Raw genomic sequence first — 16009 nt, forward strand, 5'->3', positions numbered from 1 at the left:
CCGGGCTGCCGCAGGCCGAGGCCGCCGCGCTGCGCGTCGTACGGGGTCTGCGCGCAGCACGGGAGCGGCACGCGGCGCAGCGCCTCGGCGACCTCGCCGCCGCCTTCCGCGAACTGCTGACCTCCGCCGCGCTGCTGGCGTCCGGCACCGGCGGTCCGGGACTGACCGGCGGGGGCCGCCGCGCCTACTCGGCCGGGGGCGGCCTGCGCGTGTACGGCCTGTGCCGGGAGCCGGTGCTGAGCGCCACGGGTTACGGGGGCGTGGTCACCCACCTGCTGGGCGCGGACGGCGGCGCCTACTCCCTGTCGGACGTCCGGCCCGGCGGTCTCGCCCGCGCCCGGGGTGCGGGGGCCGCCTCCGTCGCCCTCGGTGGCGGGGTCCTCGACCATGCCGGGCTGTCCCGGGCGGGCCTGCGCATCGTCGGTGCGACGGTCTCCGCCGACGGGCGGCTCGGCGCCGGGCGCGCGGTGCGGGCCACGCCCATGCCGGTGACGCCGTGGACGGCGGAGCCGCTGGCCGCGCTGTTCGCGCGCCCGGCCGCCGAGGCCGTCGCGGAGCTGCTGTGCCGGGAGGAGGCCGAGCCGGGCCTGCTGGGCTGCGACGTCGAGGTCGTCGGCGCGGCCGGGGAGCACCTGCTCGTACGGGAGGCCCGCGCGGATGCCCCGTTGCTGCGGCTGCGTCCCGCGCATCCGCACCCGGAGCTGGCCCACACCGCCAACCTGCGCCGCCTGGCCGGGTATCCGGGGCTGGCGGTGCGCGTCCTGGGACGCCCGGACCCGGACCGCGCGGCGACGCTGAGCCCCCTGGCGGTGGGGCCGGTGCCCGGGGCCGCGTACACGCTGCGACTGCCGCCGGAGTGGCACGACCGGGCCGATCTGGGCTACGACCGGCTCCAGGGCGGCCACTTCCCGTTGCCGGGCGAGGCCCCCGCGGCAGCGGCGGAGGCGGTGGTGCCGGGCCCCGACCCGTTGGCCGACGCGCCGCTGTGGCGGGTGGGGCGGCTGCTGGAGACGGGCGTCGCGGGAGGCCGCCGCGCGGTGGCCGAAACCGCGCGGGGACCCCAGTCGCTGACCGCGTACGGCCCGTTGCGGCGGGCCGGGTTCGGGGCGGCGGCGGACCTGGCGGCCGCTCTCGTGGCCGAAGCGGACCGGCGCCCCAGGGACGTGTTCGGCCGGCTCACCGACCCCTCGTCGGACGGCTACGCCTGGGCCTGGCTGGCGGCGTCCACCCACCTGAAGGCGGCCCGGCGCTCCCTGGTCACCGCCTCCTGGACCTGACCGCCCCGGCGGCGGAGGCCGCCCCGACCCCGTCCGGGCCGACGGTCCACCGGTGCGGGGGGCCTCGCCCCCGTCGGCGCGGGGGCGGGCGTCGACTCCGTCGGCGGGCGGGGCGGCCACGGCGGCGGGGCCCGTCCCCGCACGTCCCCCGAGCCTCGCGCGTCCTCGGCGCGGAACACGGGGCGTGGGGCCCGGGGTCTCCGCGCGGAAAGCGGCTCCGGCGCGGGCTGGGCGCGATGCGCTCCCTGTTTTCGGCCAAGTCCTTCGGGCGTCTGGTCCGGTCGCGGGGGCATCGGCCGCCCGTGCGCGGGGGCCGGGCCGGCTGCCGGTGTGGCCGGATCCAGGCCCTCCACTCGACTTCCATGACGATTCCACCCTTCCTGGACCCCGCGCTGCCCACACTCTTGCCCGGAGGGCCCCGCACCGCGGCCGGCCCCTGAGCGGAGGGGGCTCGATGGCACGGGAGGGCTACCACCTCGTACGGGAGCGCGGCCGCACCGGTGGGCCCGGGGGGCGGATCGTCGCCGGTGGCCTGGCCCTCGTGGCGCTGGTGGCCGTGGCCGGGGTCGCCGCCGCGCAGGGCCGGCCCGTGGCTCTGGCTACGGCCCTCGCGCTGGTGGCCGTAGCCGGGTGGCGCACGCTGAACCGGGCCGCGCGCCCCGCCGCCCTGCGGATCACCCTGGCGGAGTTCGACGCCATGGGCCACGAGGAGTTCGAGTACGCGGTGCGGGACCTGCTGGTCCGGGACGGCTGGGGCGCGCGGGGGGCCACCGGGGTGATCGGCGGGGACGCGCGGCACGGCCGCATCCTCGTCCGTGCCCGGCACACCCGCGCGGGCGCTGCCGGGGCCACCGTCGGCTCCTCGGCGATGGCCGAGGCGATGGGCTCGGCGGGTCCGGCGCACCGGGCCGAGCACGCCGTGGTGGTGACCAACGGCGGCCTCACCCAGGACGCCAAGGCGTGGGGTGACCGGCACGGCGTGCGGTGGATCGACCGCGACCTGCTGCGCCGCTGGGCCGAACAGGGAGCCCCGCTGGCGGACCTGCTGCGCCTGCCGCCGGACCGGCCGCGCCGGCCGGAGCGGCGCGCCCTGCGGACCACCCGGTAGGACCCGGCAGGACACAGCGGGACCCCGGTCGGGTCCGCCGAGGGAGCCCCGCGCGGGTGCTCCTACGATGGCGGCACCGACGAAGGAGCACCGTGGATCCCAGACCGCCGACGCCCGACCACAGGCTCGGACCCCACCCGTTGACCGAGGAGGGGATCGCGGCCCTGTCGGCCCGCTACGAGTTCGGCGACTCCTGCCTCCGCCGCGTCGTCCTCGATCAGGAATACGGTCCGCGGGCGGCCGGGGGACGGGTTGCCGGACTGGTGATCGACGCCAGGGTGGTGAGCGAGGACCTCCGCTGGGAACCGGTGTGCCTGGAGCTGCACGACGTACGGCGTTTCCGCATCGACGAGAGTGCGGCCTTCTCCTGGGTGCTCTACGACCCCCCGCGGTTCACCCGCTTCGACGGACTGTTGCAGGTGGATCTGTGCGCCGAACGCTTCGGGAGCCTGCGCCCGGAGAACGCCGCCGAGGTCTTCGAGGGCTCGGAGCTGGTCTTCGAGGCGGTCGGTGGCAGCTGGAGCGCGATGCATCCGTGGCAGCGGTAGGACCGCCGGACACTCCGCACCGCCCGGTGCGGGGTTGGTTGTCCGGTTATGGGTAGTCTTTCCGGGTCAGCGCAGAGTCTCGTCGGGGTGGGTCATGGGTCGTCAGTCAGGTGTGCGCGGCGCGGCGGTGGTGGTGGCGGCCGTGCTGCTCGGTATCAGCGGATGCGGTGGGCCGGCGTCCTCCGGGGACGGCAAGACCGGGGGTACGCCCGGACCGGGCCCGGCTCCCGGCACGTCCAGGGGCGCGGGCTCCGCCCCGCCGGCGCCCTCGGGGGCCGCCGGACAGCCGGCCCCCGGGGACGTGCTGCCCGGGATGGTCAGTGCGGCCGTCGCCCGGACCCAGCTGGCGGCGCTGACGACGGGCAAGCCCGGCACGATGGCCGGGTACAGCCGCGACAAGTTCACGCACTGGGCCGAGCAGGGCAACAAGTGCGACACCCGCGAGGTGGTCCTCAAGCGGGACGGCACCGACGTCACGCAGGACGCCGAGTGCCGGGCCCTGACCGGCCGCTGGAAGAGCCTCTACGACGGGGCGACCGTCACCGAGGCCGCGAAACTGGACATCGACCACATGGTGCCGCTCGCCGAGGCCTGGCGCTCGGGCGCCGCCGCCTGGGACGCGGCCCGGCGCAAGGCCTTCGCCAACGACCTGACGCGGCCGCAACTGCTGGCGGTCTCGGCGTCCTCCAACCGTTCCAAGGGCGATCAGAGCCCCGACCTGTGGCAGCCGACGGACAAGTCGAGCTGGTGCCAGTACGGGCGCGCCTGGACCACCGTCAAGTCCCACTACGGGCTGACCGTCACCGACGGCGAGAGGGCCGCGCTCACCACCATGATCGACACCTGCGCCTCGTGACCGGGCCCCAACGCACCTGGCAGGACGAGGTCCTCGCCGGTCCCGGCGGAGCCATGACCGACGAGGTCGGGGTCATCACCGGCCCGCTCACGCTGCGGACGACCGGCGGGGCGGACGGCACGGTCGGGTTCGCGATCCAGTACACGGACGCGGACGAGTGGTACACGCTGACCGGCAGCCCGGTGGCCCACGGCGATCCGCACGCCCTGCACACCGCCGCACTGCGCGCCATCCGCGCGGGCGGCGGGGCCGGGGCGCCCGCCCCGGCCCGGTGACCGGCGGCCCGGTGCGAACCCGATGGCCCGCGGACGGCCCGGCTGACAGACTGGGCCGACGTGATCACTCCAGGAGGCACAACGATGGCTGACGCAGCACAGACCCCGCAGGCGGACGGGGCACAGGCGGACGGGGCCCCGGCGGACGTCCCGCAGGACGAGTCCCCGGCAGACGAGGCCAAGCGCAAGTTCCGCGAGGCGCTGGCGCGCAACGCCGCGAGCGCCCAGTCCCAGCAGTCGCACCAGAGCCGGGCGAAGGTACAGGGCTCCAGCGCCGGCGCCGGGGGCAAGAACAAGAAGGTCCGCCGCAAGACCGGCTGACACCGAGGCCCGGGCCCGGCAACCACCCGGCCACGGCGCGAATCATTGGGCCGCATGGGTGATCGGCGATAACCCCTGGGCGCGGGGGCAGTTGATCAGGACGTCCCGCCGGGGACAGCTCATGCGACAGAAGGATCCCCACAATGCTCAAGAAGTTCATGGCCACCGCCGCGGTCACCGCCTCCGTACTGGGCACGGGCGCCCTCGCGGCCTCCCCGGCGATGGCGATCGGGAACGACAACGGCGTGAACACCGTCAACGGCAACGGCGCCTCGCAGATCTACGGCAACCAGGAGACCAAGGGCAACCAGAGCCCGCAGCTCAGCGCGGTCCAGGGCTCGCTGAACAAGCTCTGCATCGGCCTGCCCGCGAAGGTCAACGCGCAGTCGGTCCTCGCCGCCCTCAACATCGGCGTCCAGGACATCAACGTCCTGTCCAACCCGCAGAACCAGCAGTGCGCCGAGAACTCCACCCAGGCCAAGGGTGACGAGTCGCTGTCGCACATCGTGGACAACATCCCGGTCCTGTCCGGGAACCTGTCCGCCGGCAGCTGACCCCAGCGGCATCCGGAACGGCGTGACGGCCACGGTCGTCACGCCGTTCCGGCGTTTGCGGAGTCCCGCACCGAACCCGGAAAGCTTTGGTCTAGACCTTGACAGGTCCAGACCATCTTCGCTTCAGTGGCGGTAGCCGTCGCCCCCCACCCCTCGCGACGATTCCCCCCACCCCAGGAGCAGTTACGTGATACGCGCCCTACGCCGCCGTACCCTCTCCCTCGCCGCGGCCGCCGCCGTGACGCTCGGCCTCGCCGTGGCACTGCCCGCCTCCCCCGCCGCCGCGGCCCCCGCCTGCGCCTCGGCCTGGACCTCCTCCGCCGTCTACACGGGGGGCACGAGCGCCTCGCACAACGGCCACAACTGGCAGGCGAAGTGGTGGACCCAGGGCGAGACGCCCGGGACCACCGGCCAGTGGGGCGTCTGGTCGGACCAGGGTGCCTGCGGTGGCGGCGGGGGCACGGACCCGGACCCCGGCACCGGCAACCCCTCCGGTTTCGTGGTCAGCGAAGCCCAGTTCAACCAGATGTTCCCGAACCGGAATCCGTTCTACACGTACAACGGCCTGGTCGCCGCCCTGTCCGCCTACCCCGGCTTCGCCAGCACCGGTGACGACACCGTCAAGCGGCGCGAGGCGGCCGCCTTCCTCGCCAACGTCTCCCACGAGACGGGCGGGCTGGTGTACATAGTGGAGCAGAACACCGCCAACTACCCGCACTACTGCGACGCCTCCCAGCCCTACGGCTGTCCCGCGGGCCAGGCCGCCTACTACGGGCGCGGCCCCATCCAACTGAGCTGGAACTTCAACTACAAGGCGGCGGGCGACGCCCTGGGCATCAACCTCCTCGCCAACCCCTACCTGGTCGAACAGGATCCGGCGGTCGCCATGAAGACGGCACTCTGGTACTGGAACACCCAGAACGGCCCCGGCACGATGACCGCGCACGCCGCCATGGTCAACGGCGCGGGCTTCGGCGAGACCATCCGCTCCATCAACGGGTCCCTGGAGTGCAACGGCGGCAACCCCGCACAGGTGCAGAGCCGGGTGAGCAAGTACCAGAGCTTCACCCAGCTGCTGGGCGTGACCCCGGGCAACAACCTCGGCTGCTGACGCGAACACCCCGGGCTTCGAGCGGGCCGTGCCCGGGGGGCGACCCGCTCAGTGCCCGCGCAGCGCGGTGGCCAGTTGGGCGCGGGAGCGGACGTCCAGCTTCTGGTAGATCCGGGTGAGGCGGGCCTCCACCGTCTTCACGCTCAGGAAGAGCTTCGCGGCGGCCTCCTGGTTGCTGGCTCCCCCGCCGACGAGCAGCGCCAGTCTGGCCTCCGCCGCGGTCAGGGCCGCCACCCCGGGGTGCGGGGCGGCGGTCTCGGGCGGGGTCTCGCGGGCGAGGCCGAGCCAGGGCTTGGCCCCGGCCCCCGCGAAGACCTCGGCCGCCGCCGACAGGGCGGCACGGGCGGGCGCCCGGCGGCGGCGCCGGCGTTCCACCCGGGCCAGCGCGAGGAGCGTGCGGCCCTGTTCCAGGGGCAGCCCGAGGGCCCCGAACCGCTGCGCGGTCAGCTCCAGCAGGGCGACCGCCGGTTCCGGTTCGCCCTGTGCCGACCGGCACAGGGCCCGGGCCCGGTCCAGGGCCGCGATCACCGTGGTCCGGCCCAGGGAGCGGGCCACGGGGGTGACCCGGTCCAGCAGTTCCCCGGCCCCGGCGGGATCGTCGGCGGCGACCAGGGCCTCGGCGAGCTCGCCGTGCCAGCGCAGGACCGAGGGGTCCACCACCTGCTGGGCCTCCTCCAGCGCGGCGACCCGGCGCAGCGTGGCGACGGCCTTCGCGGCCTCCCCGGTGGCCAGTTCGACGGTGCCGAGGGCGTACAGCGCCCGGGACAGGAAGACCTGGTCCTGTTCCTCCTCGGAGGCCTGGATGCCCCGGCGGGCGTATCCGGCGGCGCGGGCGAAGCTGCCGGCCGCGGCCTCGGCCGTGGCGGCGACGTACCAGGCCGGTCCGGGGGACAGGCCCGCCTCGATGGTCAGCTCCAGCGCGCGGCGGGCGTGCGCGGACCCGGCGACGCAGCGGCCGCGCCGCAGTTCCACCTCGGTGAGGCTGCGCAGCACCTCGAAGACGTCCTCGGCGGATCCGGTGCGCTGCACGGCGGGCAGCAGGACGAGGAGCTGACGGCGGGCGTCGGCGAGCCGGTCGTCGAAGAGGGCGTGGCGGACGGCCAGGTACTGGGGTGCGTTGCGCATCCCGAGGGGGACCTCGGGGGCGGGCAGGTCGAGGGCCTCGGCGAGGATGTCCTCCGCGTCGGGGTCCCCGAGGATGCGGCCCATGCGGGCCCGTACGGTCAGGGCCATGGCCTCGGCGACCTGGTCCCCGCCGGCCTTGGCGAGGGCGCCGGCTTCGGCGGCGGCGTCGCGGGAGCGCAGGGGGTCGCCGTCGCCGATGTTGTGCTTCCAGGCGATGCGCAGTTGGACGGCGGCCCGCAGTGAGGGGTCGCCCGCGGCGTCGGCCAGGGCGTGGGCGATGGTCTCGTCGACGTCGGCGAGGGCCTGCCCGGCGGCGTCGATCACGGCGAGCCGGGCGCGTACCCGCTGGGCGGGCGAGGCTTCGCGGGCGAGGACGGCGCGGGTGGCCCGGCGGGCGAGGTCGGCGCGGCCGGCCCAGCCGGCGTCCTCGGCGGCGGCGACGAGCCGGCCGAGTTCCTCGCGGGGCAGGGTGAGGGGGGTGCGTTCGGCGGCGAGCAGACCGAGTTCGGCGGCGAGGGCGCGCTGGCCCCGGCGCCGGCACGCGGCGGCCGCGTCGGTGATCTGGGCGGCGAGGTCCGCGTCGGGGGTGTCGACGGCCAGCGCGCGGTGGCGCACGGCCTGGACGGGGTCGTCGACGGCGGCGGCGAGGGCGGCGTGTCCGGCCGCGCGCTCCGGCCAGCCGGCGTCGGCGGCCAGGGCGGTCGGCAGGGCGCCTGCCGTGAAGGTGACGGCTCCGTCCTCCCCCACGGTGACCAGCGCGGCCCGTTCGGCCTCCGCGAGTTCCGCTTCGGCGTCGGGGCGGCCTGCGCGGCGCAGCAGCGCGGTGGTGGGGCGGGCCGCGAGGGCGGCGAGGAGCAGGGTCCGCCGGGCGCGGGCGGGGGCTTCGGCGAGGAGCCGGCGGGCGACCTCGCGGGCCTGGCCGGAGACGGGCGGGGTGTCGGCGTGGTGGGCGGCGCCGCCCGGTCCGCCGCAGGCCTCGGCGAGGGAGTGCCCGAGGGCGAGGGCGAGCCGCGGGTTGCCCCCGCTGGCCTGGTGGACGCGGCCGGCGAGGCGGGCGGGCAGGCCGTGGCGGAGCAGGAGCTCGGCGACCTGGTCGGCGCCGAGCGGGGGGACGCGGACGACGGGGGTGCCGGGGCCGCAGAGGGGTTCGGCGACGGGGGCGCCGCCCTGGACGCATTCGGCGACGAGGACCCGTACGCGGGGCGGGGTCAGGCGCAGGACGAAGCGGAGCAGGTCGGTGCTCTCGGCGTCGAGCCACTGGGCGTTGTCGAGGACGAGCAGGACGGGACCCGGGACGGACAGGGTGCGCAGGACCTCGACGACGGCGAGGCGCAGCGCGACGTGGTCGCGGCCGGCTCCGGGGGCGTCGGCCTCGCGGCGGAGCAGGGCTATGGCGGTGCGCTGGGGGCCGGCGAGGCGTTCGAGGGCGGTGCGGGGGACGGAGGCGAGCAGGGTGGCGGCGGCGGCCTCGGGTATCGCCTGGTCGGCGGCTTCGGGGGCAAGCCGCAGGACGGTTTCGCGGCGGCCGACGGCGGCGGCCGCGACGGCGCGCGCCACCTCGGTCTTGCCCGCTCCGGCGGGTCCGGTGAGAACGGCCCGGCCGTGCGTGGTCAGCGCACGGTGGACCGCCTCGATGAGTTCGCGTTGTCCGACGTTGGTGTGTCCCACCCCGGCGTCAGCGTGCCCCGTCGCCGCCACGCACAGCCACCAGCCTTTCGCGCCCCAGTTCTGTGCCTTTCCTGTGAGACGCGACAATACGAGGTCAGCCGCCGGACGGACCCGGATTGTGACGCAGAATTCAGTCCGCATTCAGTACGTGGACAGGAATGCGCGGCGGGCCTGTCGGTACGGGAGGTACCGGCAGGCCCGCGTGCTGGGGTTTGGTCCGTACCATCGGCCCGTCAGAACGGAGTTGGGGGGCTCCGTCGTGGGCCTGGACCGGTCAGAAGCCGAGGCTCCACGAGTCGATCCTGCCGGTGTCGCCGCCGGCGTTGTCGTTCACCCGGAGCTTCCAGGTGCCGTTCGCGACCTCGGAGGAGGCGTCGACGGTGTAGGTCTGGCTGATGTTGGCGGTGCCGCCGCCGGCCCGGTTGTGGAGCGTGTAGACGGAGCCGTCGGGGGCGACCAGGTCGACCTTCAGGTCACCGATGTAGGTGTGCACGATGTTCACGCCCACCTTGAGGGTGGCCGGGGCGTTGCCGGTCACGCCGGAGACGGTGATCGGGCTCTCCACGGTGGTGTTGTCACCGATGGCGACGTCCGCGGTGTTCTCGAACGTGGGGGTGGTGGGGGTGGAGGTCACGGCGTTCACGGTCGCGGCCGCGTCGGCGAGGCCGGCGCCGCAGCCGCCGGTGCAGGTGCCGGCGAGCGGCCGGGCATTGGCCTTGATGGCCGCCTCGACCTGGGCCGGGGTCAGCGACGGCTTGGCGGCGACGAGCAGCGCGGCGAGGCCCGCGACGTGCGGGGCGGCCATGCTGGTGCCCTGGTACGGCTTGTAGATCTCGGCGCCCGGCGTGGTGGTGCCGGCGTTGAGGGAGGAGAGGATGCCGTTCTCGGGGGTGGTGACGGTGCCGGGCGTGTCGGTGGCGCGGCGGGTCTCACCGCCCGGGGCGGCGACGTCGATGATCGCGCCGAAGTTGGAGTAGAAGGAGCGGTCGCCGGTGCGGTTGGTGGCGGCGACGTTGATCACGTTGTTGCAGCTGGCGGGGGAGAACCCGGCCGCGTCCGCGTTGCTGTTGCCGGCGGCGACCACGACGGTGGTGCCGCGGGCGACGGCCGCGTTGATGGCGTTCTGGTAGCTGGCGGTGCAGGCGCCGGAGCCGCCGAGGCTCATGTTGATGACCTTGGCGGGGGTGGCGTTGGCCGGGACGCCGGCGACGGAGCCGCCCGACGCCCAGGTGATGGCGTCGACGATGTCCGAGGTGGCGCCGCCGCACTTGCCGAGCACGCGGACCGGCTGGATCTTGGCGTTGTAGGCGATGCCCGCGACGCCCTTGGCGTTGTTGGCGGCCGCGGCGATGGTGCCCGCGACGTGGGTGCCGTGCCAGGAGGAGTCGCTGGCCTTGGAGCCGGTGCCGCACTCGCCCGCCGCGCTCCAGTCACCCTGGTCGGCGGGGTTGTTGTCGCGGCCGTTGCCGTCGCGGGCGGCCGTCGAGCTGCTGATGAAGTCGTAGCCCGCGACGATGTTGGGCGCCACGTCGGAGTGGGCGACGTAGCCGGTGTCGATCACGGCGACGGTGACGCCGGACCCGGTGGTCTTGTCCCAGGCGGCGGGCACGTTCATGCCGGCGGTGGGCTCGAAGAGGTCCCACTGCTTGGCGTACTCGGTGTCGTCGGGGGTGCTCATCGCGTAGGCGCGGGAGTCCGGCTCGACGTAGGCGACGTCCGGGTCGGCGCGGAACTGGGCCATCACGTCGGCCGCTTCGGCCGGGGCGACGGCTCCGCCGAGGTTGACGAGGGCGGCTCCGGTACCGAGGCGGCGGTCGAACTTCGCCTTCTTGCCGGCCTTCTTGCCCTTGGCCGCGGCGTCGTCGGCGGCGGCGGTGTTGGAGCTGGCCTCGGAGGCGGTGGACTTGTATCCGACGATCAGGTTCTCGACCGGGGCGGCGGCGGGCGCGGCGGGGGCCGCGGCGGCCGGGAGGGTGCGGGCCGGGTCGTTCCCCCCGGTCACGGCCACGGAGGCGGTGGCGGAGCCCGCCAGCAGGGTGACGGAGATGGCCGCCACGGATATGAGCCGACGTCTGGATGCGTGCACGGTGTTCCCCTTCGCGGGCCGATTCCGGGCAGGCCGGAGCGGCCGGTCGGTGCAGTGTGGGAGGTGATCGGGCCGCGGCGCCGGGGGCGGGCTGGTCAGGCCCGCTCCGGCCGCCGCCGCACGCCGCGTCGTCCGGCCGCGACGGTGGGACCGGACAACTGCGTACCCGCGATCCGCGCGTCGCCGTAGGGCTTCACACCATGTGGGGTTGGTGCGGGGGCCGTTCGGGATGTGGAAGATCGCCGGTGGGCAGACAGTAGGCAACGCGGGGGTGAACCCGATACGGGGAAAACCCTTGTCCGGACCCTGTCGGCCCCCCTCCCCCGCACCGGTCCCTCCCCCGCCGCGCCCCGGGGGCGCCCCGGGTCACCTGGGGTCGAGCCTGCGGAAGTAGGTCCAGCTGGTCTCGTTCGGCTCGGTCCACTTCTCGGGGGCGCGGGCGAACTCGGGGTGGTGGGCGGCGATGTACGCGCGGGTGCGCTCGGGCACCTCGGCGTAGGAGCCGAGTTTCACGCCGCGGCAGTGGAAGGTGAGGCCGCCGGGGCGTTGTCCCTGCTCCATCCAGGGCAGCCAGGGCGACTGGCGGGTCCAGGACATGGTGGCGGGCACGCTGGGGGCGTCGCCCGCGAGGGCGGCGGCGGGGGTGAAGAACTGGAAGAGTTCCAGGGCCCGGTAGGTGTCGTCGGCGGAGTTCAGCGGGTAGTCGGCCACGGGCAGCGGGGAGGGGTAGGAGAGGGGGATCTCCAGGCTGAAGCAGACCTGGTCGCCGAGCTCGGTCCGGGGGACGGGGAAGGGCCGCCACCTCTGGTTGGCCGGGTCGTTCCAGACGTGGACGACGGGCTTGCCCTGCCAGGTCTCCAGGATCTCGCGCGTGCCCGGGTCGAGGTAGAAGGCCGCCTCCCGGGAGAGCATCCGGTATCCGCCGGCCCCGCCGTCCTCGGCGTCCTCGGTTTCGAGGCGGGCCACGTTGACGCCCTCGAAGCCGAAGAGGCGGCGGTAGGGCTCGCCGGGGGCCCAGGAATGGACGTCGCCGGACCACCAGTAGGTGACCTCCTCGCCGTCGAGGGAGACGCGGGTGCGGGCCAGGGAGTGCAGGAGCTCTTCCGGTGTCATACGGAGAACTCTGCGCGGCCCGCGCGCGGCCCGGCAAGGACCGGACGGGCCAACTCCGCGGGGCGCCGGTACCCGTGGGGCACGGGACGGAGAGCGGCTCGCGGGGTACGGACCGCCCGGCGCCGGGCAGGGGTCCGGCGCCCGGAGCCGCCATGCCGTACGACCCCTACAACCCCCGGCGCCGCCCCTCGTGCGGACGCCCGGTTGACGGCCGTGCCGGGCACCGGCAACCGTGACCGCCATGGGCAACGAACACCGACTGCTGGCGCTCCTCGTCTGCCTGGTGCTGGGCACCGGGCTGACGGCCGCCGTGCTGGGCGCCACCCGGGCGGCCGGATCCCGTCAGGCCTCCGTGGCGGGTGCCACCGTGGACATACGCCGGGTCGCGCCCGGCCCGCAGGGGCCTCCCCCGGCCGGGGCCGGTGGCTCCCCCGGCTCGGTGACGGTGGACTGCGGGCGCAACGAGGAGGGCCACTGGAACGAGGACAACCTGGTGGTCTCGCCGGGCCTGCGGGCGGGCGCCCACCACACCCACGCGTACGTGGGCAACCTCTCCACGGACGCCCTGTCGACCGACGCCTCGCTCGCCGGGGCCGCCACGAGCTGCGCGGGCGGCGACCGCTCCACCTACTACTGGCCGGTGCTGCGCCGGGTGGACCGGCCGGGGAACGGGGCCCACGAACACTCGGCCGGGCACGGCAACGCCGGCGAGATCCTGCCCGAGGCCTCCGTGACCGTGGAGTTCCGCGGCAGCCCGGTGAGCAAGGTGGTCCCGATGCCCCGGTTCCTGCGCGCGATGACCGGCGACGCCGTCGCGTACACGGCGGGGGCGCGCGCCGACGTCCGGGCCCGCTGGGGCTGTTCGGGGTTCCCCGACCGGTCCACCACCGACTACCCGCGCTGCCCGGCCGGCTCCCTGGTCACCCGTACGCTCGTCTTCCCCAGCTGCTGGAACGGGCTGGACACGACCGCCCCCGACCACCGCTCCCACCTGCTGTTCCCCTCCCCGCAGGGCGTGTGCCCGCAGGGCACCTTCCCGGTGCCCGAGCTGCGCCTGTCGCTGGCGTACGCGGTGGCCCCGGGCGTGCCGATCGCGCTGGATTCCTTCCCGGAGCAGCGGCACAGCCCGCGGACCGACCACGCGATGTTCGTCGACGTGATGACGGACGCGCAGATGGACGCGGTCGTCGTCTGCCTCAACGAGGGACGGGAGTGCCGGACCTGAGTGACGTACGTCACGTGAACCGTACGTGCGCCCAGGGCGTGTTCCGACCGCACCAGGTAACACCAGGCGGACGGAGAGGGTGAGATGGCCGGACCACTGTGGCCCCGCACTCGGCGGGGCTCGACCGACGAGGCACTGATCAGGGCGGTCTACGAGGAGCACGGCAACGCCCTGCTCGCGTACGCCACCCGGCTGACCGGGGACCGGGCCGCCGCCGAGGACGTCGTGCAGGAGACACTGATCCGGGCCTGGCGGCATTCCGAGGTCCTGGTCAACGGGAAGGGCTCGGTGCGCGGCTGGCTGCTCACCGTGGCCCGCAACATCATCACGGACCGGTACCGCGCCAAGGCCGCCCGGCCGCCGGAGGTCTCCGGCGCGGCGGCCGCTCCCCCGGTCGAGGGGGACCACGCGGACGCGGTGGTGGACACCATGACGGTGCTCGGCGCTCTGGACCGGCTGACGCCGGAACACCGGGACGTGCTGACGGAGTTGTACTACCGCCAGCGCAGTGTCGCCGAGGCCGCCGACCGCCTCGGCATTCCCGCCGGTACGGTCAAATCACGCTCGCACTACGCGCTCAAGGCCCTGCGCGAGGTGTTCGCGGACGGCACCGGGGACGGCGCCGGGAACAGACGATCAGGCCGGCCGCCCCAGCAGCCCGGCGGACTGCGGGAGGTGGTGGCGTGAACCGGCAGCGGCACGAGGAGGAACTGCTCGGCCCGTACGTGCTCGGTGTCCTGGACGAGGACGACGTACGGCGTGTCGAGGAGCACGTCGGCGATTGTGTGCGGTGCCGTGAGGAGGTGGCCGCGTTGCGCGAGATGGAGGGCGTACTGGGCGAGGTGCCCGAGGAGGCGTTCCTCGAAGGGCCGCCGCAGGGAGGCGATCTGCTGCTCCAGCGGACCCTGCGGCAGGTGCGCGGGGAGCGGGCGGCGTCGGCGCGGCGCCGGGTGGGGCTGGCGGGTCTGGCCGTGGCGGCTTCGCTCGCGGCCGTGTTCTGGGCCGGAACGCAGCTGGGCGGGGACCGGGAGCAGGTCGGGGCGCTGCCCCCGCCGCCGTCCCCGACGGCGTCGGCGGTGCCTTCGGCGCCCGTGGCGGGGACCAGGGTGGCCTCCGCGACGGACCGGGGCACCGGTGCGCGGATGAACGTACAGGTGACGCCGGCGGCGAAGTGGGTGCGGGTGCACGCGGCGGTGACCGGGATCCCGGCGGGCGAGCGGTGCCGGCTGGTGGTGGTCGCCAAGGACGGTACGCGCTCCACCGCGGGCGGCTGGGTCGTGGGCACGGCCGAGCACGGTGAGGGCAAGGGGGCGTCGCTGGACGGCTCCGCGGCCGTGGACCCGGGGAACGTCCGGGAGGTCCTGGTGGAGAACGAGTCCGGCCGGACCTTCGTGTCCGTCCCCGTGTAGCGGGAGGCACGCCCGGGAGCCGGGCTCGGGCCCGGACGTGACGGGGTCCGGGAGCACCCGCTCCCGGACCCCGGTCCTGCGTCACCGCGTCGATTCCGCCGGTGCGGTCACCGCCCCTGTGTGCGGCGGGCCGTTCAGGGGGTGTGGAAGCGGGCTTCGGGCGCGTCGGCGGAGGGCCCGTCGAGGGCCGGGGCGGGCCGTCCCTTGAGGTGGAGGTCCAGGAAGGCCGTCACGTAGCGGCGGGTCAGCTCGACGGCGCGCGGTCCGGCGAGGGGGGCCTCGGGGTGGGGCAGGCCGAGCTGGTCGCGCAGGGCCGGGAAGTCGGTCGCGCCGAAGTGGTCGGTGCCGTCCAGGGTGATCCAGCGCTTCCAGCCGTCGAAGTGCGGCCACGGGCCGGACCAGTTGCCGGGGCCGTCCCCGGGGACGCTGGCGGCGGAGCCGAGCAGCATGAAGGGCCGGCCGCCGATGCCCGCCGCGGGGTAGGGCTCGGGCAGGGTGCCGTCCATGTCGATGCCCGAGCGGATGCGCGGGTCGGCGGCCATCGCGGGCAGGGCGGTGGCTCCGCCGATGGAGTGGCCGGCCATGGCGATGCGGGACGCGTCGATCACGTCGGCGTTCTTCCAGACGGGGTGGCGTCCGGTCAGGCGGTCCAGCAGGAAGGAGGTGTCGCGGGCCCGGACCTCGGTGACGGCCTCGCGGCCGCCGGGGCCCTGGGTCTGGTCGCAGGCCAGGCACGTCAGGATGCGACCGCCGGGGAAGGCGGTGGCGGCGCTCTCGTAGGCGTGGTCGACGGCGGCCACCACGTAGCCGCGGGAGGCGATCTCCTCGGCCAGGGAGCTGAGGGTGGCGCGCGGGACGGTGAAACCGGGCGAGAGGACGACGAGCGGGTAGCGGCCCCGGACGGGCCGGGCGTCGGTGCGGGCGTGGGCCCGGGTGGCGGCGAAGACCGCCGGGTCGATGACCTTGTCCAGGCCCTTGTCGGCGAGGATCAGCCGGGCTTCCTCGGTGCTCATGTACGGCGCGGGTGCGCGCCCGGTGCCGCGCTGCGCCGGATAGCGCAGGGTGACCATCAGCTCGCGGGGCCCGGAGTGGGCCCAGGGATCGGTCCGGCTGCGGTCGACCAGGTGGAGGTCCTCCTGGCCGACCGCGAACCGGCCCGTGGCGGGCGGCAGTTCCAGCGCCGTGCGCTGCGCGTCCGAAGCGGCCGACGCGGTCGGCGCGGCCTGCGCGGCGGAGGCCGCGGTGACCGGGAGCGGCAGCAGCAGGGCTAACAGGGCGGCGGCGGCCGCGGTGCGGCGGCGTGTGGTGTTCATGGCGCCGAATCTAGGCCGCG

At 75.3% G+C, this 16009-nt stretch carries 14 protein-coding genes and 1 pseudogene; 11 read left to right on the top strand and 4 right to left on the bottom strand.

Features of this window, described 5'->3' with window-relative positions:
- From ACEPPI_RS20880 to ACEPPI_RS20915, 8 genes and pseudogenes are all read left to right on the top strand, one after another.
- A pseudogene (locus tag ACEPPI_RS20880) lies at positions 1 to 1277 on the top strand (hypothetical protein); the annotation flags it as partial.
- 454 nt (positions 1278 to 1731) lie between these two features.
- The gene (locus ACEPPI_RS20885) at positions 1732 to 2385 is read left to right on the top strand and encodes a restriction endonuclease (protein WP_373916759.1); all 654 of its coding nucleotides are present in this window, start codon (positions 1732 to 1734) and stop codon (positions 2383 to 2385) included.
- A 92-nt stretch (positions 2386 to 2477) separates the two neighbouring features.
- Entirely contained in the window at positions 2478 to 2933 is a 456-nt protein-coding gene (locus ACEPPI_RS20890) for a hypothetical protein (protein WP_373916760.1), read from the top strand.
- Between the two features lie 94 nt (positions 2934 to 3027).
- Complete coding sequence (locus ACEPPI_RS20895; RefSeq protein ID WP_373916761.1) at positions 3028 to 3789, top strand: DUF1524 domain-containing protein; 762 nt, start codon at positions 3028 to 3030, stop codon at positions 3787 to 3789.
- Positions 3786 to 4064, top strand: coding sequence for a hypothetical protein (locus ACEPPI_RS20900; protein ID WP_373916762.1), 279 nt, complete (start codon positions 3786 to 3788; stop codon positions 4062 to 4064). The genes ACEPPI_RS20895 and ACEPPI_RS20900 overlap by 4 nt, the downstream gene beginning before the upstream one ends.
- Before the next feature lie 84 nt (positions 4065 to 4148).
- A complete protein-coding gene (locus ACEPPI_RS20905) occupies positions 4149 to 4385 on the top strand; it encodes a DUF5302 family protein (protein ID WP_373916763.1) in 237 nt (78 codons plus the stop codon).
- Positions 4386 to 4528: 143 nt separating this feature from the next.
- The gene (locus ACEPPI_RS20910) at positions 4529 to 4939 is read left to right on the top strand and encodes a rodlin (RefSeq protein WP_373916764.1); all 411 of its coding nucleotides are present in this window, start codon (positions 4529 to 4531) and stop codon (positions 4937 to 4939) included.
- Positions 4940 to 5126: 187 nt separating this feature from the next.
- Positions 5127 to 6050, top strand: coding sequence for a glycoside hydrolase family 19 protein (locus ACEPPI_RS20915; protein ID WP_373916765.1), 924 nt, complete (start codon positions 5127 to 5129; stop codon positions 6048 to 6050).
- Between the two features lie 48 nt (positions 6051 to 6098).
- Here ACEPPI_RS20915 and ACEPPI_RS20920 read toward each other — a convergent pair whose 3' ends face one another.
- The 3 genes from ACEPPI_RS20920 to ACEPPI_RS20930 form a co-directional block, all read right to left on the bottom strand.
- Positions 6099 to 8843 carry an AAA family ATPase gene (locus tag ACEPPI_RS20920; RefSeq protein ID WP_373916766.1) on the bottom strand — a complete coding sequence of 915 codons (2745 nt, stop codon included), beginning with the start codon at positions 8841 to 8843 and terminating at the stop codon, positions 6099 to 6101.
- Positions 8844 to 9117: 274 nt separating this feature from the next.
- Entirely contained in the window at positions 9118 to 10929 is a 1812-nt protein-coding gene (locus ACEPPI_RS20925) for a S8 family serine peptidase (protein WP_373916767.1), read from the bottom strand.
- A 366-nt stretch (positions 10930 to 11295) separates the two neighbouring features.
- Entirely contained in the window at positions 11296 to 12042 is a 747-nt protein-coding gene (locus ACEPPI_RS20930) for a DUF1838 family protein (RefSeq protein ID WP_373916768.1), read from the bottom strand.
- A gap of 241 nt (positions 12043 to 12283) precedes the next feature.
- On the opposite strand from ACEPPI_RS20930, the gene ACEPPI_RS20935 reads away from it, so the two are divergent.
- The 3 genes from ACEPPI_RS20935 (at position 12284) to ACEPPI_RS20945 (ending at position 14676) form a co-directional block, all read left to right on the top strand.
- Positions 12284 to 13267 (top strand): DUF1996 domain-containing protein, encoded by a 984-nt coding sequence (locus ACEPPI_RS20935; protein ID WP_373916769.1) that lies wholly within the window; start codon positions 12284 to 12286, stop codon positions 13265 to 13267.
- Positions 13268 to 13351: 84 nt separating this feature from the next.
- Complete coding sequence (locus tag ACEPPI_RS20940; protein ID WP_373916770.1) at positions 13352 to 13954, top strand: sigma-70 family RNA polymerase sigma factor; 603 nt, start codon at positions 13352 to 13354, stop codon at positions 13952 to 13954.
- Complete coding sequence (locus ACEPPI_RS20945; RefSeq protein WP_373916771.1) at positions 13951 to 14676, top strand: zf-HC2 domain-containing protein; 726 nt, start codon at positions 13951 to 13953, stop codon at positions 14674 to 14676. Before ACEPPI_RS20940 ends, ACEPPI_RS20945 begins: the two co-directional genes overlap by 4 nt.
- A 134-nt stretch (positions 14677 to 14810) precedes the next feature.
- On the opposite strand, the gene ACEPPI_RS20950 is transcribed toward ACEPPI_RS20945, so the two are convergent.
- Positions 14811 to 15989, bottom strand: coding sequence for an alpha/beta hydrolase family protein (locus ACEPPI_RS20950; RefSeq protein ID WP_373916772.1), 1179 nt, complete (start codon positions 15987 to 15989; stop codon positions 14811 to 14813).
- Positions 15990 to 16009: the final 20 nt, after the last annotated feature.

The sequence above is a fragment of the Streptomyces sp. AB3(2024) genome, from assembly GCF_041862025.1.
In the GTDB taxonomy this organism is placed as follows: Bacteria; Actinomycetota; Actinomycetes; order Streptomycetales; family Streptomycetaceae; genus Streptomyces.